The organism is Bacteroides zoogleoformans, from assembly GCF_002998435.1.
Lineage (GTDB): Bacteria > Bacteroidota > Bacteroidia > Bacteroidales > Bacteroidaceae > Bacteroides > Bacteroides zoogleoformans.
In genome coordinates this window covers 391,787-410,231 of the sequence record NZ_CP027231.1, presented here as the reverse complement: position 1 = coordinate 410,231, position 18,445 = coordinate 391,787, and the positions used below count along the sequence as shown (strand labels likewise).

At 47.4% G+C, this 18,445-nt stretch carries 17 protein-coding genes, 1 pseudogene and 1 riboswitch; of the genes and pseudogenes, 14 read left to right on the top strand and 4 right to left on the bottom strand.

The annotated features are described in order from the left end of the window. Nucleotides 1-57: 57 nt before the first annotated feature. Nucleotides 58-804, bottom strand: coding sequence for a nucleotidyltransferase family protein (locus C4H11_RS01775; RefSeq protein ID WP_106040239.1), 747 nt, complete (start codon nt 802-804; stop codon nt 58-60). 6 nt (nt 805-810) lie between these two features. Continuing rightward, the gene (locus C4H11_RS01770) at nt 811-2,241 is read right to left on the bottom strand and encodes a RapZ C-terminal domain-containing protein (protein ID WP_106040238.1); all 1,431 of its coding nucleotides are present in this window, start codon (nt 2,239-2,241) and stop codon (nt 811-813) included. Between the two features lie 114 nt (nt 2,242-2,355). Here C4H11_RS01770 and C4H11_RS01765 point away from each other — a divergent pair, with 114 nt between their 5' ends. Then, nucleotides 2,356-3,759, top strand: a complete 1,404-nt coding sequence (locus C4H11_RS01765) for a cobyrinate a,c-diamide synthase (protein WP_106043007.1) — start codon at nt 2,356-2,358, stop codon at nt 3,757-3,759. A 34-nt stretch (nt 3,760-3,793) separates the two neighbouring features. After that, nucleotides 3,794-4,369, top strand: a complete 576-nt coding sequence (locus C4H11_RS01760; RefSeq protein WP_106040237.1) for a cob(I)yrinic acid a,c-diamide adenosyltransferase — start codon at nt 3,794-3,796, stop codon at nt 4,367-4,369. Between the two features lie 7 nt (nt 4,370-4,376). Here the strand turns inward: C4H11_RS01760 and pncB are convergent. Next, nucleotides 4,377-5,552 (bottom strand): annotated as a pseudogene (pncB, locus tag C4H11_RS01755) (nicotinate phosphoribosyltransferase). Nucleotides 5,553-5,945: 393 nt separating this feature from the next. Here pncB and fabD point away from each other — a divergent pair. The 9 genes from fabD to thiD all read left to right on the top strand — a co-directional run bounded on the left by fabD (nt 5,946) and on the right by thiD (nt 14,205). Further along, nucleotides 5,946-6,833 carry an ACP S-malonyltransferase gene (gene fabD / locus C4H11_RS01750; RefSeq protein WP_106043005.1) on the top strand — a complete coding sequence of 296 codons (888 nt, stop codon included), beginning with the start codon at nt 5,946-5,948 and terminating at the stop codon, nt 6,831-6,833. 176 nt (nt 6,834-7,009) lie between these two features. Beyond that, nucleotides 7,010-7,101: riboswitch (TPP riboswitch) on the top strand. A gap of 71 nt (nt 7,102-7,172) precedes the next feature. Continuing rightward, entirely contained in the window at nt 7,173-7,370 is a 198-nt protein-coding gene (gene thiS, locus C4H11_RS01745) for a sulfur carrier protein ThiS (RefSeq protein ID WP_106040236.1), read from the top strand. 5 nt (nt 7,371-7,375) lie between these two features. Continuing rightward, nucleotides 7,376-8,008: a thiamine phosphate synthase gene (locus C4H11_RS01740; RefSeq protein ID WP_106040235.1), complete on the top strand. Its 633-nt coding sequence runs from the start codon at nt 7,376-7,378 to the stop codon at nt 8,006-8,008. Between the two features lie 32 nt (nt 8,009-8,040). Continuing rightward, nucleotides 8,041-8,844 carry a thiazole synthase gene (locus C4H11_RS01735; RefSeq protein WP_106040234.1) on the top strand — a complete coding sequence of 268 codons (804 nt, stop codon included), beginning with the start codon at nt 8,041-8,043 and terminating at the stop codon, nt 8,842-8,844. A 59-nt stretch (nt 8,845-8,903) separates the two neighbouring features. Then, entirely contained in the window at nt 8,904-10,586 is a 1,683-nt protein-coding gene (gene thiC / locus C4H11_RS01730; protein WP_106040233.1) for a phosphomethylpyrimidine synthase ThiC, read from the top strand. Between the two features lie 36 nt (nt 10,587-10,622). Then, the gene (thiH, locus tag C4H11_RS01725; protein WP_106040232.1) at nt 10,623-11,765 is read left to right on the top strand and encodes a 2-iminoacetate synthase ThiH; all 1,143 of its coding nucleotides are present in this window, start codon (nt 10,623-10,625) and stop codon (nt 11,763-11,765) included. Nucleotides 11,766-11,867: 102 nt separating this feature from the next. Continuing rightward, nucleotides 11,868-12,563, top strand: coding sequence for a HesA/MoeB/ThiF family protein (locus C4H11_RS01720; RefSeq protein WP_106040231.1), 696 nt, complete (start codon nt 11,868-11,870; stop codon nt 12,561-12,563). Between the two features lie 8 nt (nt 12,564-12,571). After that, nucleotides 12,572-13,174, top strand: coding sequence for a thiamine phosphate synthase (locus C4H11_RS01715; protein ID WP_106040230.1), 603 nt, complete (start codon nt 12,572-12,574; stop codon nt 13,172-13,174). A gap of 203 nt (nt 13,175-13,377) precedes the next feature. Continuing rightward, entirely contained in the window at nt 13,378-14,205 is an 828-nt protein-coding gene (gene thiD / locus C4H11_RS01710) for a bifunctional hydroxymethylpyrimidine kinase/phosphomethylpyrimidine kinase (RefSeq protein ID WP_164996502.1), read from the top strand. Nucleotides 14,206-14,208: 3 nt separating this feature from the next. Here the strand turns inward: thiD and C4H11_RS01705 are convergent, their stop codons facing one another. Beyond that, nucleotides 14,209-14,859 (bottom strand): DUF4476 domain-containing protein, encoded by a 651-nt coding sequence (locus C4H11_RS01705; RefSeq protein ID WP_106040228.1) that lies wholly within the window; start codon nt 14,857-14,859, stop codon nt 14,209-14,211. Nucleotides 14,860-15,078: 219 nt separating this feature from the next. On the opposite strand from C4H11_RS01705, the gene C4H11_RS01700 reads away from it, so the two are divergent. From C4H11_RS01700 to C4H11_RS01690, 3 genes are all read left to right on the top strand, one after another. Beyond that, nucleotides 15,079-15,888 (top strand): patatin-like phospholipase family protein, encoded by an 810-nt coding sequence (locus tag C4H11_RS01700; protein ID WP_106040227.1) that lies wholly within the window; start codon nt 15,079-15,081, stop codon nt 15,886-15,888. 33 nt (nt 15,889-15,921) lie between these two features. Continuing rightward, nucleotides 15,922-17,619: an alpha-amylase family protein gene (locus C4H11_RS01695; protein ID WP_106040226.1), complete on the top strand. Its 1,698-nt coding sequence runs from the start codon at nt 15,922-15,924 to the stop codon at nt 17,617-17,619. A gap of 138 nt (nt 17,620-17,757) precedes the next feature. Further along, nucleotides 17,758-18,426 (top strand): DUF2461 domain-containing protein, encoded by a 669-nt coding sequence (locus tag C4H11_RS01690; protein ID WP_106040225.1) that lies wholly within the window; start codon nt 17,758-17,760, stop codon nt 18,424-18,426. Nucleotides 18,427-18,445: the final 19 nt, after the last annotated feature.

Sequence of the window (18,445 nt, the reverse complement as noted above, 5' to 3'; positions counted from 1 at the left end):
CAACACATTTTTCGTTTGTGGTCATCATTTTAGTATCGATACGGCGAAAGTGTCCGGTCATTCATGGATAGTATCCAGCCATTCTTCCGCTTTCTTCAGTGTTTCTATTTTTCCTACATCAAACCATTGTTCTCCTTGCGGTACATACCCTTGGATGCACGCTTCGTGGCAGACAGAGAGATAAAAAGGTATAATGGAGAATTTTCCTGTCCACCGCTCATTATCCATGAATCGGAAAAGGGAGGGAGAAATGACGTGAATGCCACCGAAAGCCAGTTCGCGGTACTCTTTCTTTCGACAATCGAACCCCTCAGGTCTCACCTCCCCGGTAGATTTGTTAATCCATCCGTTCAGTCGGAAATTCTCGTCGAAGAGCAGATAGCGTGAGGTCTCCCGATGGCTGACAAGTAGAGTAGCTTCCGCTTTACTGCCTACATGGCGGTGGTAGAAAGCGGCAAGGTCTGTTTCGGAAAGGATGTCGGCATTGTGCACAAGAAAAGGCTCGTTACCATCAAGGAACGGACGTGCTTTGCTGATGCCTCCGCCGGTATCGAGCAGCATGTCGCGCTCGTCACTGATGTGAATGTCCGTACCGAAATTGTTGTGGGTACGAAGGAAGTCGATGATTTGATCGCCGAAGTGATGGATGTTGACCGTGATATCATTGAATCCCGCGTCCTTCAGTCGCAGTATCACCCGTTCCAGCATAGGTCTTCCCGCCACGGGAACAAGCGCTTTGGGCATATGGTCGGTCAGCGGGCGCAGGCGTGTGCCCAGGCCGGCGGCAAATATCATTGCTTTCATAACGAACTAATTCTTTGCTTTGAATGTTTGCTCGATGTTCTGTTCGCGGTGCATCAGGTTCACTTGTACGCCAAACTTGTTGTTCAGATGTTCGGCCAAATGTTGTGCCGAATATACCGAACGATGCTGGCCGCCTGTGCAACCGAAACAGACAGACAGATTGGTGAATCCACGTTCCATGTACCGCTTTACCGAAGCATCGACCAAAGCGTATGCGTGTTCCAAAAAATCAGTTATCTCTCCATCGTCTTCGAGAAAACGGACGACAGGTTCATCCAGTCCTGTAAAAGGTTTGTAACGGTCGTATTTGCCCGGATTGTTCACCGCACGACAGTCGAACACAAATCCTCCTCCATTGCCCGAAGGGTCTTCGGGAATCCCTTTCTTATAAGCAAAACTGGTGACTTTCACTACCAAACGGCGTTTTTGCAGATCGTCCGTGAACTGTTTCAGTTCGGTAAGTTCACGCAATATACGGCAGAGATAAGGATATTCGGGATATGGCTCTTGCAACAACCGGCGCAGGTTCTCGATGGCAAAGGGAACACTTTGGATGAAATGCGGCTTCTTCTCGAAATATCCACGGAAACCGTAAGCCCCAAGCACCTGCATGGTGCGAAACAGTACAAAATGACGAAGTTGTGCATAAAAGTAGGCTTCGTCTACGGGGCGGTATTTGCAGAGTGCGTCAAGGTACTCTTTCAGCAGTTCTTTGCGGAGACTGTCCGGATAGTTGGCCTTGGCTTGCCATAAGAATGAGGCTACATCATAATAAACCGGTCCTTTCCGTCCACCCTGGAAGTCGATAAGCCAAGGTTCTCCATCTTTTATCATGACGTTACGACTCTGAAAATCGCGATACATGAACGTGGCCGAACTGCTGCGCAGCAATACGTCTGCCATCTTTTGGAAATCATCTTCCAAACGGTCTTCCTGGAACTCCATTCCCGTGGCCTTGAGGAAACAATATTTAAAATAGTTCAGATCCCACAGAATGGAGCGACTGTTGAATTCGGCTTGTGGATGACAATAAGAAAAGTCCATTCCATCGGCTCCGGCAAACTGTATGACAGGTAGCAGACGGATGGTTTTACGCAACAGTTGCTTTTCGTCTTCGCCGAAAACGCTCGTCTTGCGCCCTTTTTCAATGGCGTTGAAGAGCAGGGTGTCTCCCAAATCTTCTTGCAGATAATATATTTCGTCTTCAGAGTGGATAATGACTTGAGGCACAGGCAAACCTTTTTGACGGAAATGGTCGGCCATGTATAGGAAAGCGCGGTTCTCCTCCACCGATTCGCCGCTTACACCAATCAGCGTGGGGGTGCCCGTAAGGCGGAAGTAGCGGCGGTTGGATCCGGAAGAAGGAAGTTCGTCAATCTGTTCCGGTCCGTGTCCGGTATGTGCAATGTAGAGTTTTCTTAATTCTTCGGTTATCATAGCGTATGTTTATTTTGGCAGCTAAGATAAGGTTTTTGTCGGAGATATGTTTACCTTTGTGGAAGGAAAAAAAGAAAATGCAGGATGACATGCCTGCCCAAACTGAAAGAAAGGATGAGAGACATACCCCAATTTTTAATAGCTGCACCTGCATCCGGCAGCGGAAAGACCACCGTCAGCCGCGGATTGATGGCATTGCTGGTGAGAAAAGGCTTTAAGGTGCAGCCTTTCAAGTGCGGTCCCGATTACATAGATACAAAGTATCATACTGCCGTGTGCCATCGTTCCTCCATCAATCTGGACACTTTCATGGGGAGCGAATGGCATGTGAAAGATATCTATGCCCGCTATTCGGCGGACGCCGATGTGGTGATTGCAGAGGGTATGATGGGAATGTTCGATGGCTACGATCGCAGCCGGGGATCCTCTGCCGAGATAGCGGAACTGCTTCGTCTTCCCGTGGTGCTGGTTGTCGATGCCCAATCTTCCGCTTACTCCATAGCTCCTTTGTTGTCGGGTTTCATCCATTTCCGTCCGGAAATAGAGATAGCAGGCGTACTCTTTAACCGGGTGGGTTCGCCAAGGCATTACGGGATGTTGCAAGAGGTCTGTGCCGACCTGAATGTTGCTTGCCTCGGCCATCTTCCCAAACAAAAGCTTCTGGAGCAAGACACACGTTATCTGGGGCTCGACTTCAGTCATCTGAACGATATGGATGTGAATATTCTTGCCGATCTTCTCGAACAATACATAGACTGGCAATCGCTGCTGGATAAAACCACACGCCCTTTGCCGGAGAGAAAGAAAGAAAAGGAAGGAAAGACCGATGGAAAGCATCACATTGCAGTGGCTTGTAACGAAGAATCTTTTTCTTTTCTTTATGCCGAACATTTGGATATACTACGCGGCATGGGTACTGTCACCCTTTTTAATCCGGAAGAGAACCTTCCCTTGCCTCAAGATACCGATTTGCTTTATCTGCCGGGAGGATATCCCGAAAAGCATGCGAAAGAACTGTCGGCAGCTGGTTGCACTTTGAAGTCCGTCCGTGAGTACATAGAAGCCGGAGGCAAGGTTTTGGCCGAGTGTGGCGGAATGATGTATCTGTCTAAAGCCATTTCGTGTGATGTGGAGAAAACTGAATCTGCCGGCAAAGGTGTAGTGCACCGGATGGTGGGTGCTTTTCCTTTTTATATTTCGGCTGAAGCTCGTGACAAAAAGTTATCGCTGGGCTATCGGCAGTTTCAATACAACGGCAAGCAACTGCGAGGACACGAGTTCCACTATACCCGGTTTGGAAAAGAGAGGTTGACTTATGACGAATGTTTCAGGGAGTACGAAGGTGATTGCCTGCCGGAAGATGGGGAAGATTGCCTGCTGAGTCTCCCTGCTTCTGTGACACAAGTGTATAACGCCAAGGGGCAACCGGTAGACACTCCTGTTTTTCGATACAAAAACGTCATTGCCAGCTATACACACCTTTACTGGGGAGAAACAGATCCGATGTCTCTGTTCTGAAAGACTGAAAGTTATAATATTTTAATCCTTGCTTATGAAGAGAATTTATACCAAAACCGGAGATAAGGGCACTACGGGCATTCATGGTGGCATCCGTGTTCCCAAAGATGACATACGCATCGAAGCCAACGGATGTCTTGATGAGTTGAACGCCTTGATTGGTATTGTACGTTCGATGCTTCCCGCAGGAGATGAGCGGCATGATTTGTTGCATGCCATTCAGCGTGAGCTGATGACGGTGATGAGCTATGTGGCCACCCCTTCGGGGACGGTAAATCCCAATCCGCTTTCGGCTGCCGAACTCACATTGCGTTGCGAGCAAGAGATGGATGCTATGACCGTTTTGCTGCAAGATAACGGCTATTTCCTTCTGCCCGGTGGCACTCCCCTATCCGCCCATCTGCAATATGCCCGTACTGTGGCTCGCCGTGCCGAACGGCGCTTATGGGCACTCCACCGCAGGGATTCCGTGAATGAGGATATATTGCGTTTTGTCAATCGCCTGTCCGATCTCTTCTTCGTTATGGCACGTATGGAGATGCAACGGCAAGACTGGCCGGAAGAAAAATGGAAACAGTTTGCATATAAAAGGAAAAGGGAGGCGGAATAATCGCTTTTTATTTTTGATTGTCATTCAGCCTCAAATCATATAAGCATGCTCTGACTTCCGCCTCGCTGCCGATATGCTTCCCTGCATCATCCGACAGCTTTACACATTCGCGCCACTCCTGATTCGTATTCATCTTACAGCGGGTCAGTTTCATTACAATGTTCGAAGGCTTGAAGCCGGTATCGTTTGTCAGGTTGGTGCCGATGCCGAAAGCGCAACGGATTCTGCCTTTACAGTACTCTTGAATGTCGAGGGCCTTGCCAAAGTCCAACGCATTACTGAATACAATGGTTTTGGCAGTGGAGTCGATGCCCAATTCCCTGTAACGTGCCACAAGTTTATCGGTGAAATCAAATTCATTGCCCGAATCACATCATACCCCATCAAACAGTTTTGCTTGTTTACGGCTCAGATTACTCAAGAAGATGGCGGATGTATAGGTGTCTGATAAAGCAATGCCCAAATCGCCGTCGTAAACATTCACCCAATTCTCCAATGCCATATAGTTGGCATGCTTGTAACCGAATTGTGCCCCATGAAACATGAACCATTCGTGCGGATGTGTCCCCATCGGTTTCATGCCGTGTTTCATGGCAAAGTAGCAGTTGGACGTGCCGGTGCAATACTGCGAAGTCTCTTTCAGGTAGCCGATGACCTTGTCTTGTACATCGAACGAGAAGCGACGGCGCGTACCGAACTCCGAAAAACTGAGATGGTGTTCATTAGACAAAGTCACCTTCTCGGATAGCTTGCAGAGGATATCTTTCATGTCCGGCACGTTGCCAAGTGTACGATGCTTCAGCTCGGAAACGAGAGCAAGCAAAGGCACTTCGTAGAGTGTGGCTTTGTATAGGTAGTCTGTGATTTCAATGTTCAAATGCTGTTCCTCGTCCAAACATATCTTGACTTTCTCGGGACGGAACCGGAAGGAAGAAAGCCATTCCCAATAAACCCTTGGCAAGAAATGGCAATGCTGTGTCATGTATTCCTGTTCTTCATCGGACAAGGTTATTTGTGCCATGTCGTGCACTGCCCGACGCAATTTGCCGAGGAATTCGGTTGTATAGACTGTTTTGTCCCGATCTCTGAAGCTGAAAGTGCCTACGGCATAAGGAAACAGCTTGATGTAGGCATACGAAGTCGTAAACTTGTAAAGGTCTGTATCGAGTATGGTGTGAATCATTGTGTGGGTATTTTCTTTAATTTAGGGCATGAAGATAGCGATTTTTTTTGTTTTTCGAACGCAAAACTGTTAATAACAGCACATTATTATTAAACCATGTTATAAAATAAGATGTTACGCTCCGTTTTTTTTGAAATATGAGGAAATTCCGTACATTTGCAACGTGTTTTTCATAGTATTAGATTTAAGGTTAATAAAAAGATTGGCTGTCTGTGATAGATAGCCTTTTTTTATCCCAGCCTATAAATACTTCTTCTTTCGGTGGAGAAGAAGGCGGAAATGAAAATCAAGTGTGGCTATGCGAACTTTCCGCAACTGTCATATTGGTTTATGTCCGGAAAAAAACATACCTTTGCGGCAGTTTTTTCATTAAACACTAAAACAAGTAAAATTATGAAAGCATTTGTATTTCCGGGTCAAGGCGCTCAATTTGTGGGCATGGGCAAAGACCTGTATGAAAACTCGGCTTTGGCCAAAGAACTCTTTGAAAAGGCTAATGATATCCTCGGATATCGCATTACTGATATCATGTTCAACGGTACGGACGAAGAGCTTCGCCAAACCAAGGTGACTCAGCCTGCCGTTTTTCTTCACTCCGTCATATCAGCCCTCTGCATGGGTGATGATTTTAAGCCCGAAATGACCGCCGGTCACTCGCTGGGCGAGTTCTCGGCGTTGGTCGCTGCCGGTGCATTGAGCTTCGAAGACGGCTTGAAGTTGGTGTATGCTCGTGCCATGGCCATGCAAAAAGCTTGTGAGGCACAGCCTTCTACTATGGCAGCCATCATTGCCCTGCCCGATGAGAAAGTAGAGGAAATCTGCGATCAGGTAAGTGCCGAAGGCGAAGTGTGTGTGGCTGCCAACTACAACAGTCCGGGACAAATCGTTATTTCCGGCTCCATAGCAGGCATCGACAAAGCATGCGAACTGATGAAAGCTGCTGGTGCCAAGCGTGCATTGCCCCTGAAAGTGGGCGGAGCATTCCACTCTCCGCTGATGAATCCGGCCAAAGTAGAACTGGAAGCAGCCATCAATGCCACAGCGATTCATACTCCGAAATGTCCGGTATATCAGAATGTGGACGCCTTGCCTCACACAAATCCGGAAGAAATCAAAAAGAATCTGGTAGCTCAGCTGACAGCTTCGGTACGTTGGACGCAAACCGTGAAAAACATGGTTGCCGATGGCGCTACGGACTTTACGGAATGCGGTCCCGGTGCAGTTTTGCAAGGATTAATCAAGAAAATCGCTCCGGAAGTATCCGCTCACGGCATCGAATAATATTCAAGCTGATTTAGAAAATGTCTTGATTTTGCTCAGTCTTGATTTTGAGCTTCTTTTTTTATGTTCTTTTGTTCTTTTGTCTAAAAGCCCATACCATTCAGGCGAAAGAATAAAAGAACATTTTTATTTTCCTTTTACTTGCTTTTGCCTCCTTTTGTTGTATCTTTGCCGACGTAAAAACAAAGGGGTGCCCCTGGCGGGCTGAGATCATACCCTCGAACCTGATGCAGTTAGTACTGCCGTAGGAATTGGATATTCTTTTCTTTTCAAAAGCATCTGCCGCAACGGCGCGCTTCTTTGTATTTACTTCCATTGTTTTTTTTATAAACATAAAAGATGAAAGTATCAGTCAATAGCAAAGAAGTGGAAACAGATGCCACTACCCTTGCACAACTTATTGAAGAACTCTCCTTGCCGACGCAAGGCATTGCCGTTGCCGTGGACAATTGCATGGTGCCCCGTGTACAGTGGTCAACATATACTCTGCGGGAATTCCTGTCCATCATCATCATTAAAGCCACTTGTGGAGGGTAATCGTCATGACTCAAATTCAGTTCATTACCCATCATACGGAACGGTATTCCTATTTAGATGCCGCACGCATGGCCCTTGAGGGCGGCTGCCGCTGGGTACAACTGCGCATGAAAGGCGCAACGGCGGAGGAGATAGAGCCTGTGGCCCTGAAAGTACAAGCTCTTTGCCGGCAATATAAAGCCGTTTTCATCATTGACGACCATGTGGAGCTGGCCGGAAAGTTACATGCCGATGGCGTGCATTTGGGAAAAAACGATATGCCCATAACCGAGGCACGCCGCATTTTGGGGGAAGGTTTCATCATAGGCGGTACGGCCAATACGTTTGAGGATGTATGGATGCATCATGCGGCAGGTGCCGACTACATAGGTTGCGGCCCTTTTCGTTACACCGCCACCAAGAAAAACCTGAGCCCGATATTGGGAATAGAAGGTTATATAGACATTCTCGGTCACATGCGGAAAGCGGATATACACTTGCCTGTAGTGGCCATCGGAGGGATTACGGCGGAAGACATTCCGGCCCTCATGCGGACAGGCGTCAGTGGGATTGCCCTTTCGGGCACAGTGCTGCATGCCCCTCGTCCGATAGAAGAAATGAAAAGAATCATTGGGCTGATGCAGGAAAGCTGTCAATAAACACGGAAACAGTCAACAATAAATACACAAGTATGGAAAAACTGATAATTGCGGGACATGAGTTCAACTCCCGCTTATTTCTGGGAACAGGCAAGTTCCACTCTAACGCTGTCATGGAACAATCCATCTTGGCATCCGGCACAGAAATGGTGACGGTGGCCATGAAGCGCATCAATCTGAACGACAAAGAGGACGATATGCTGAAACATATCCGCCATCCTCACATCCGATTGCTGCCCAACACCTCGGGAGTACGTAATGCCGAAGAGGCCCTGTTCGCCGCACAAATGGCACGTGAGGCTTTCGGTACAAACTGGCTGAAGCTGGAGATACATCCCGACCCTCGTTATTTACTTCCCGATTCCGTAGAGACCCTGAAGGCTACGGAAATATTGGTGAAGCAAGGATTTGTCGTGCTTCCTTATTGTCAGGCAGATCCTACTTTATGCAAACACCTCGAAGAAGCGGGTGCTGCCACTGTCATGCCATTGGGTGCGCCCATCGGAACAAACAAAGGACTGCAAACCCGCGACTTCTTGCGAATCATCATCGAACAAGCTAACATTCCCGTCGTGGTAGATGCCGGCATCGGCGCTCCGAGCCATGCTGCCGAAGCCATGGAGATGGGCGCTGCGGCTTGCCTCGTCAATACCGCCATTGCCGTAGCGGGAGATTCGGAGGCCATGGCAAGAGCATTCAGACAAGCCGTAGAAGCCGGCCGCATGGCTTATGAGGCAGGTCTGGGCGTGCAGGCCGATAGCTTTGTGGCAGAGGCAAGTTCGCCGTTGACGGCATTCTTGGAAGAAGATTCTTCCGAAAAAGCCCCGGAGCTTTAACTTTTTGACGCAGCGTCTTTTTAATTTAAGAGTCTTTTCATTTATTCAATTCATTTGTCATGAAAATAACATATCCCCGTTCCGAGAAAGTATATCTGCCGGGTAAACTGTTTCCTGAGTTACGTGTAGCCATGCGCAAGGTAGAACAGGTGCCCAGTACTCATTTCGCAGAGGACGAAAAAATCGTCACTCCCAATCCCTATATATACGTTTACGATACCAGCGGCCCGTTCAGCGACCCTGATATGGAAATCGATTTGAAAAAAGGATTGCCCCGGCTCCGCGAACCTTGGATATTGAGCCGCGGCGATGTGGAGCAACTGCCGGATATAACATCGGAATACGGCCGCATGCGTCGTGCCGACCGCTCGCTCGACCATCTGCGCTTTGGACACATCACGCTGCCCTATCGGGCCCGAAGCGGGAAAAACATTACCCAAATGGCTTATGCCAAACAAGGCATCATCACCCCCGAAATGGAATATGTGGCTATCCGTGAAAACATGAATTGCGCCGAATTGGGGATAGAAACCCACATCACTCCGGAGTTCGTGCGTCAGGAGATAGCCGCAGGACGTGCTCTGCTACCTGCCAACATCAATCATCCGGAAGCGGAACCGATGATTATCGGCCGTAATTTCCTTGTGAAAATCAACACCAACATAGGTAACTCCGCAACGACATCGAGCATCGACGAAGAGGTGGAAAAAGCCGTTTGGAGCTGCAAATGGGGCGGAGATACGCTGATGGACCTTTCTACGGGCGAAAACATACACGAAACGCGCGAATGGATTATACGCAACTGTCCCGTTCCCGTGGGCACAGTGCCCATTTATCAGGCTTTGGAGAAGGTGGGAGGCAAAGCCGAAGATCTCAGTTGGGAGATTTATCGGGACACCTTGATAGAACAGTGTGAACAAGGGGTGGATTACTTCACCATCCACGCCGGCATCCGTCGCCACAATGTGCATCTGGCGGACAAACGCCTGTGCGGCATCGTGAGCCGTGGCGGCAGCATCATGAGCAAATGGTGCCTCGTGCACGACCGCGAGAGCTTCTTGTACGAACATTTTGACGACATCTGCGACATACTGGCGCAATACGATGTGGCTATATCTTTGGGTGACGGGTTGCGTCCCGGTTCTACGCACGACGCCAACGACGAAGCCCAGTTTGCCGAGCTTGACACGATGGGCGAACTCGTGCTCCGGGCTTGGGAGAAGAATGTGCAGGCTTTTATCGAGGGCCCGGGCCATGTGCCCATGCACAAAATTAAGGAGAACATGGAACGCCAGATAGAAAAATGCCACAACGCCCCTTTCTATACCCTCGGCCCTATCGTCACAGATATAGCACCGGGATACGACCATATCACCTCTGCCATCGGTGCGGCACAGATAGGCTGGCTGGGTACGGCAATGCTTTGCTACGTCACTCCCAAAGAGCACTTGGCCCTGCCCGACAAAGAAGATGTACGAGTGGGTGTCATCACCTATAAGATAGCGGCGCATGCGGCCGATTTGGCCAAAGGGCATCCGGGGGCGCAAGTACGCGACAATGCCTTGAGCAAGGCCCGGTATGAGTTTCGCTGGAAAGACCAGTTCGACCTCTCACTCGACCCGGAACGTGCTTTAAACTATTTTCATGCCGGTCGGCATACCGATGGAGAATATTGCACGATGTGCGGACCGAACTTCTGTGCCATGCGCTTGTCCAGAGAGCTGAAAGGGCACAAAAAATAAAATCAAAACAGTTTCTAATCTTTTTCTATCGGATAAATGTTTTCAGACGAATTAGCAAATATTTCATGGGAAGAAACCACGGAGCGCATCCATGCCAAGACAGAGGTGGACGTGCGCCGCGCCCTTGCCAAAGAGCACTGTGATGTAAACGACTTCATGGCGCTTGTCTCTCCCGCCGCCATCCCCTATTTAGAGACGATGGCACGTCTCAGCAAGAAGTTCACCGAAGAACGTTTCGGGAAAACCATCTCCATGTTCATCCCTCTATACATCACCAATTCCTGCACCAATTCCTGCGTGTATTGCGGTTTTCACATCAGTAACCCGATGCCGCGCACCATCTTGACGGAGGAAGAGATTGTAAACGAATACAAAGCCATCAAGAAACTGGCACCTTTTGATAATCTGCTGTTGGTCACGGGAGAGAATCCCGCCCAAGCCGGCGTGCCCTACATAGCCCGTGCCCTCGACCTCGCAAAACCCTATTTCAGCAACCTGAAAATAGAAGTGATGCCTCTGAAAACCGAAGAGTATGCCGAACTGAAAGAGCATGGGTTGAACGGTGTCATCTGTTTTCAGGAGACCTATAACAAGGCGCACTATCACATCTACCACCCCCGCGGCATGAAATCGAAATTCGAGTGGCGGGCCAACGGGTTCGACCGCATGGGACAGGCCGGCGTGCACTCCATAGGTATGGGGGTACTTATCGGATTGGAGAAGGAATGGCGGACAGACATTACTATGATGGCCTACCATCTGCGCTATCTTCAGAAGCATTATTGGAAGACGAAATACAGTGTCAATTTTCCGCGCATGCGTCCTTCGGAAAATGGCGGCTTCCACCCGAACGTCATCATGAGCGACCGAGAGTTGGCACAGGTCACCTTTGCCATGCGCATCTTCGACCATGATGTGGATATCTCCTACTCCACCCGCGAACCGGCCGCCATACGCGACCACATGGCAACACTCGGTGTGACGACCATGAGTGCCGAGAGCAAAACCGAGCCGGGAGGATATTACAGTTATCCGCAAACGCTGGAGCAGTTTCATGTGAGCGACGAGCGCAAAGCTGTGGAAGTGGACAGAGCCTTGAAGCGTTTGGGACGCGAACCGGTGTGGAAAGATTGGGATGCTTGTTTTGATTTGAGCTCTTATTCCGGAAAATTGGCTTGAAGGGATGATTGCAACGCCACTCGTTTACAGATGCGGGAAAGAGGCGATGTCTGAAACAGAACAGGAAATAAATGATAAAAAAACAGAATAGTTTAATCGGCTATGGGAAGATACGACAGGCAAATTTCGCTTCCTGAATTAGGAGAAAGCGGACAACAGAAATTAAGCAACGCCAAAGTGTTGATAGTGGGTGTGGGAGGATTAGGCTCTCCCATCGCACTATATCTGGCCGGTGCAGGAGTAGGTGTGTTGGGACTTGTGGATGATGACGTGGTAAGTATCAGCAACCTGCAACGACAAGTGCTCTATTCCGAGTCCGAAGTGGGGCAACCGAAAGTGGTATGTGCCGCTCGAAGACTACAGGCTTTGAACAGTAGCGTGGAGGTTCGTCCCTTTTCTTTTCGTCTTGATAAGGAAAATGCGGCAGCATTGATAGACGATTATGACTTGGTTGTGGATGGTTGTGATAATTTTGCCACCCGATACTTGCTGAATGATACTTGTATTGCTTTAGGCAAACCATACGTGTATGGAGCCATTCAAGGGTTTGAAGGGCAGGTGTCCGTATTCGGCTGCGGTGAATGTTGTAAGACCTATCGTGACCTTTATCCTGACGAGGAAGAAGCTCTGCTTATGTCTACTTTTGATAAATCTGTTGTCGGCGTTACTCCTGCCATTGTAGGGAGTGTGGAGGCAAACGAAGCTTTGAAATTGATTTGCGGCTATGGCGAACCGTTAATCGGCAGGCTTTGGACCATTGATTTAAGAACCATGCAATCGTATATTCTTTCATTGTAAAGGGAATCATGAAACTGATTGTTATCACTCATCCGCGTTTCTTTGAAGGAGAAACTGCCATCATCACCGCTCTGTTTGAAAACGGTTTGGAAATACTTCATCTACGTAAACCGGAAGCCTCTGCCGGGGAACTGGAATTTTTTCTGCGACAGTTTTCGGAGAAATACAGGTCGAGGATTGTGACGCATGAGCACTTTAAGTTGGTACCGGTTTTCAACCTGAAAGGCATTCACTTGAACGGACGTAACAAGCGTGCGCCGAAGGATTATGCAGGACACATCAGTTGCTCTTGTCATTCGATTGCCGAAGTTTCTCAGCACAAGTCCCATAGCGATTATGTCTTTCTCAGTCCCGTTTACGACAGCATATCCAAAGAAGGGTATGCCTCGGCCTATTCCTATGACCATTTGCTGGAAGCGCGGCAAGAGGGCATTATCGACGATAAAGTCATTGCGTTGGGGGGTGTTGACATGCAGCATCTGCCTGAAATACATTCGTTGGGGTTCGGAGGCGTTGCTTTGTTGGGCGATATCTGGCAAAGAGACGACAACGACATTCTCCCTCATTTTCTCTGTCTGAAAGCTTTCTGCACAAGCTTAGAGTCTGTTTAATTTTCACCGGGAATACTTATGAAGTCACCATGTTTTACATCCGCATCCGCTCCGCATATCCTCCGCATATCCTCCGTATCATCTCCGTATCACCTCCGTATCATCTCCGTATATCCTCCGTATATCCTCCGCTCCTATGGATACGGAGCGGACATGGAGCGGACATTGAGCATACACGAAGTTGATTTAACTTTATATATCTTATGCCTTATATCATTCTTTCCATTGCCGGCTCCGATTCTTCGGGTGGTGCAGGCATTCAAGCCGATATAAAGACAATTTCGGCTTTGGGCGGCTATGCTGCTTCTGTCATTACGGCTGTCACTGCACAGAACACGATCCGTGTTCAATCGGTATATCCCATCCCCGCAGACGTGGTGCGAGCGCAAGTCGTGTCCGTAATGGATGATCTTCGGCCGAATGGCGTCAAAATAGGTATGATACATGATGCCGAAACGGCACATGTCATTGCCGAGTGTCTTCGGAAATATCGTCCCGCATATGTGGTGTACGACCCTGTCATGGCATCAACCGGCGGTAAATCCCTGATGACGGAACAGGCTATTCAGATCATTATGAAAGAACTTCTTCCTTTATGCACTCTTATCACTCCGAATCTGCACGAAGCGGGCTTGCTGTTCGGTCATTCTATTTCGGCTACGGACGGAATGAAACAAGCAGCCCGGGAATTGTCTTATCGGTTTCGTACCTCTGTGCTCATCAAAGGTGGACACTTACAAGGCGATGAGATGTGCGATGTGCTTTACGAAAGGAAGCTTTCCAACTCTGTCGATACAACTTCTTCATCCGGATGTGTGCTCTATTCCGGTCCTAAAATAGAAAGCCGGAACCTGCATGGTACCGGCTGTACGCTCTCTTCTGCCATAACCTTGTTTTTGGCCGGAGGGTATCGGCTTGATGAAGCGGTCTGCCGAGGCAAGAACTACATCAGTCAGGCTATTACCCGGGGGAAGGAGATGAAAATAGGACAAGGCAGCGGACCTTTATGGCATTTCCCGTTATCGGAATGATTGTCATCGTATGCCTAAAATCTTTTTAGCATCGTCTTTTTTGAACAGAGAATCTATTACGTCTAAGATTTCATCGTAGTTTTCAATATCCTTAATGCCGGGAGCAAACATCTTCAATACTTTTATCTTATCGTCATCAAAAGGACAGAGCGACATCAGTTTTGCACATTGCCTACAATTCAGGCGGTTATTGCGGGAGACCACAAGCATCATCTCAAGCCGGTCGTCTTTGAAAGGACGGGATTTTATTTTTTCATAAAGACGCTGAAATTCCCCGGGATGCATTCCTTTGAAATTAAAGTCTACAGAAGGATTCAGGAGCATTCCATTGGGAGTCGGCGGCATTGGATAGGGATCTTTTTCGAAAGAGTCCATTGCGACCACTTTATCATCTTCAAAACTTATCACAATTTGGGTTGTTGTGCCGGTGATTTTTTCGTTATAGAGTCTTTTCGTATATTCCCACTCTTCCATGGCATTGTCGAAGCGACGGAAATCCGGAGAGCCCAACAGGCTGGTTATCTCTTGCTTGCTCATGCCTTTCTGAATGCTGCTCAACACATTGGCACGGGAACCCTGAGAAATGAGTGAGGCGCAACCGGAGAGTACAAAGGTAATGGCTGTTGCCATCATGATTTGTCTGAAAGTTTTCATCTTGTTAGGTTTTTAGTTTACGCAAAGGTACACAGAATGCCGAATATCTTTAAAATTTTCCCCCTATTTGTAGAGAGGGATTTCCCTACGCACTTATAATGATATCTACAAGAAAAGTCGGTAAGCTCCCGTATCCTACAGAACTTTTTCTGACGTAAACCCTTTCTTACTGCAATAAAATCATTAATTTCGTGCCGGACATTAAAGTTTATTTTCAGCATGGAAACAGCAGCGAATAATTGGTTCACTCGGAAATATCCGGTAGGCTTTGCGCTAAGCGGTGGTTTCATCAAAGGTTTTGCTCATTTGGGGGTAATGCAATCTTTGTTAGAACATGATATAAAGCCTGATATACTTTCCGGGGTGAGTGCAGGTGCTCTGGCCGGGGTATTTTATGCCGATGGCAATGAACCGCATCGAATACTCGACTATTTTTCGGGGCATAAGTTTCAGGACTTGACCAAATTGGTGATACCTAAAGTCGGGCTGTTTGAGTTGGGAGAATTTGTTGATTTCCTGAAGAGTAACCTGAAGGCTAAAAAACTGGAAGAACTGCAAATACCTATGATTGTGACAGCCACCGACTTGGATCATGGGCGTCCGGTACATTTTCATAAAGGAGACATTGCCGAACGTGTAGCCGCCTCGTGCTGCATGCCGGTACTGTTTGCTCCGGTACAGATTGACGGAACTTATTATGTGGATGGCGGTGTGCTGATGAATCTGCCTGTCACTACTTTGCGGCGTATATGCGATAAGGTGGTGGCGGTAAATGTCAGCCCGCTGATGGCAACGGAATATAAGAAAAACATTGTCAGCATTGCGATGCGCTCATACAACTTCATGTTCCGTTCCAATACTTTCCCGGAGCGGGAAAAGGCGGATTTGTTGATAGAACCTTATAATTTGGAAGGATACAGCAATACGGAGTTGGAGAAGGCTGAAGAAATATTCATGCAAGGATATAACACCGCCAACGATGTGCTGCAAGGCTTGCTCGCAGAAAAAAGAAGCGTCTGGAAAGCGTGAGGTAACATTGTACGAAACGGAATACGAAAAAAAATGAAGGAAGAGAATAAATTGATTATTTATCAAGTATTTACCCGACTATTCGGGAACAACAATAACCATTGCATCAATAATGGCAGCATAGACGAGAATGGATGTGGCAAAATGGCAGACTTCTCCGCCAAGGCGTTGGGAGAAATTAAGAAACTGGGCGCTACGCATATTTGGTACACAGGCATTATCGAACATGCCACTCAGACCGATTACCGTCCTTACAATATCCGTCCCGACCACCCGGCTATTGTAAAGGGGAAAGCCGGATCACCGTATGCCATCAAAGACTATTATGATGTAGATCCGGATCTTGCCAAAGATGTTACGGAACGTATGAAAGAGTTTGAGAATTTGATTCAACGTACACATCGCAGTGGCTTGAAAGTTATCATTGATTTTGTTCCCAACCATGTGGCTCGTCAGTATCACTCGGATGTGCAACCCGATGGAACTTTGCAATTGGGAGCAAACGACGACATGAATCATGCCTTCAGTGCGTACAATAATTTCTATTATATTCCGCAATCCGAATTGCATGGCCGCTTTGACATGAAAGGACCGGCAGCCGAACCTTATAGGGAGTGTCCGGCAAAAGCTACCGGGAATAATCGTTTTGATGCCTATCCCGATAGCAGCGATTGGTATGAAACGGTAAAACTGAATTATGGAGTGGATTATCAGAACGGTGGAACTTGTCATTTCAATCCCATTCCCGACACTTGGCACAAGATGTTGGATATCCTGCTGTTCTGGGCGGAAAAGAAGATTGATGGCTTTCGTTGCGATATGGCGGAAATGGTTCCCGTTGAGTTTTGGGAATGGGCCGTCCCTCAAGTCAAGGCTGTCTATCCTTCTATTTTGTTTATAGCCGAAGTTTACAGTCCGAGAGAATACAAGAACTATCTGTTCCGGGGAAAATTTGATTATCTGTATGATAAAGTGGGGCTTTATGACACCTTGCGGGCTGTGATTTGCGAACAAGGCTCGGCAACGGATATCACACGCTCATGGCAGAGCCTGGGGGGAATTGAGACTCGCATGCTTAACTTTTTGGAAAATCATGACGAGCAGCGCATTGCTTCTGACTTCTTTGCAGGCGATCCGCGCAAGGCAATCCCGGCACTCATTGTATCCGCATGTATGAACACCAACCCGATGATGATTTATTTCGGACAAGAGTTTGGTGAACCGGGTATGGATAGTGAAGGGTTCAGCGGAAGAGACGGGCGTACCACCATTTTTGATTATTGGAGCGTTGACACCATTCGCCGTTGGCGCAATGGAGGTAAGTTCGATGGCAAAATGCTTACGGAAAAGCAGAAATATATATATGGCATTTACCAACGGATACTGACGCTCTGCAACGACGAGAAAGCCATCTCTCAAGGAGCTTTTTTCGATTTGATGTATGCTAATATCGGAGGATGGCGCTTCAACGAACATAGGCAATATACTTTTTTGCGCAAGTATGAAAGCGAATTGTTGCTGTTTGTCGTAAATTTCGATCACCTGTCAGCCGATCTTGCTATCAATATTCCCGCTCATGCTTTCAGCTTTCTGCAAATGCCACAAATCAATCAGTATGAAGCCACCGATTTGCTCAGTGGAAGAAAAGAATGCATCAGCTTGCTTCCTTACAAGGCAACCAATGTTGCTGTTGAAGGATACGGAGGAAAAATTCTGAAGATTAAGTTATAAGGATTTATAATAATTTTCCTCGCTCATCAAGACATACCGGTATGGAGTTGCGATGCTGCCCGATGCTTTTTTATCCTTCTTTGTGTTATGTTAGAAATATTATCCGTAAATTTGGCAGGTTAAAGGAATGAATATGATATGAACTATATACCTGCTATATTTCAATTTTTGAAGGAACTGTCTGCTAATAATAATCGTGAATGGTTCAATGCTCATCGGGAACTATATGAATTGGTTCGTAACGAGTTTGAAGAATTGCTCACTGTTATCATTTCCCGTATTTCTTTGTTTGATGACAGCATTCGTGGCATAGAGGCAAAAGATTGTACTTACCGAATTTATCGTGACATACGTTTTTCTGAAGACAAGACACCTTATAAAACTCATTTGGGAGGATACATCAACGCCAAAGGAAAGAAGTCCGACCATTGCGGTTATTATATCCATTTGGAACCCGGTAATTGTATGTTGGCGGGAGGAAGCTATTGCCCCCCTCCTCCCCTCTTGAAAGCTTTGCGACAAGCTGTTTATGATAATATCGATGAATTTCGTGGCATAGTAGAAGATCCGTCTTTCAAGCAATACTTTCCCGTTATAGGAGAAAATTTCCTGAAAACAGCTCCTAAGGGCTTCCCAAAAGATTACCCTTACCTGAAATATCTTCAATGTAAGGAATACACGGTTGCTTGTCAATTGCCGGACAGTTTCTTCTTGCCCCCTGATTTTCTGGAGCGTACGGATGACATTCTTAAGCAGATGAAACGTTTTTCCGACTTTGTAAATTATACGATAGATGATTTTGAATAATTTTCCCATATAATAATTG

What these genes read in the sequence shown, in the direction of transcription:
- C4H11_RS01765 (WP_106043007.1), top strand. Translation starts at nt 2,356, where the DNA reads ATGAGAGACATACCCCAATTTTTAATAGCTGCACCTGCATCCGGCAGC.
- thiD (WP_164996502.1), top strand. Translation starts at nt 13,378, where the DNA reads ATGCCTTATATCATTCTTTCCATTGCCGGCTCCGATTCTTCGGGTGGT.
- C4H11_RS01775 (WP_106040239.1), bottom strand. Translation starts at nt 804, where the DNA reads ATGAAAGCAATGATATTTGCCGCCGGCCTGGGCACACGCCTGCGCCCG.
- C4H11_RS01735 (WP_106040234.1), top strand. Translation starts at nt 8,041, where the DNA reads ATGGAAAAACTGATAATTGCGGGACATGAGTTCAACTCCCGCTTATTT.
- C4H11_RS01740 (WP_106040235.1), top strand. Translation starts at nt 7,376, where the DNA reads ATGACTCAAATTCAGTTCATTACCCATCATACGGAACGGTATTCCTAT.
- C4H11_RS01700 (WP_106040227.1), top strand. Translation starts at nt 15,079, where the DNA reads ATGGAAACAGCAGCGAATAATTGGTTCACTCGGAAATATCCGGTAGGC.
- fabD (WP_106043005.1), top strand. Translation starts at nt 5,946, where the DNA reads ATGAAAGCATTTGTATTTCCGGGTCAAGGCGCTCAATTTGTGGGCATG.
- C4H11_RS01715 (WP_106040230.1), top strand. Translation starts at nt 12,572, where the DNA reads ATGAAACTGATTGTTATCACTCATCCGCGTTTCTTTGAAGGAGAAACT.
- C4H11_RS01705 (WP_106040228.1), bottom strand. Translation starts at nt 14,859, where the DNA reads ATGAAAACTTTCAGACAAATCATGATGGCAACAGCCATTACCTTTGTA.
- C4H11_RS01695 (WP_106040226.1), top strand. Translation starts at nt 15,922, where the DNA reads ATGAAGGAAGAGAATAAATTGATTATTTATCAAGTATTTACCCGACTA.
- thiC (WP_106040233.1), top strand. Translation starts at nt 8,904, where the DNA reads ATGAAAATAACATATCCCCGTTCCGAGAAAGTATATCTGCCGGGTAAA.
- C4H11_RS01690 (WP_106040225.1), top strand. Translation starts at nt 17,758, where the DNA reads ATGAACTATATACCTGCTATATTTCAATTTTTGAAGGAACTGTCTGCT.
- C4H11_RS01760 (WP_106040237.1), top strand. Translation starts at nt 3,794, where the DNA reads ATGAAGAGAATTTATACCAAAACCGGAGATAAGGGCACTACGGGCATT.
- thiS (WP_106040236.1), top strand. Translation starts at nt 7,173, where the DNA reads ATGAAAGTATCAGTCAATAGCAAAGAAGTGGAAACAGATGCCACTACC.
- thiH (WP_106040232.1), top strand. Translation starts at nt 10,623, where the DNA reads ATGTTTTCAGACGAATTAGCAAATATTTCATGGGAAGAAACCACGGAG.
- C4H11_RS01720 (WP_106040231.1), top strand. Translation starts at nt 11,868, where the DNA reads ATGGGAAGATACGACAGGCAAATTTCGCTTCCTGAATTAGGAGAAAGC.
- C4H11_RS01770 (WP_106040238.1), bottom strand. Translation starts at nt 2,241, where the DNA reads ATGATAACCGAAGAATTAAGAAAACTCTACATTGCACATACCGGACAC.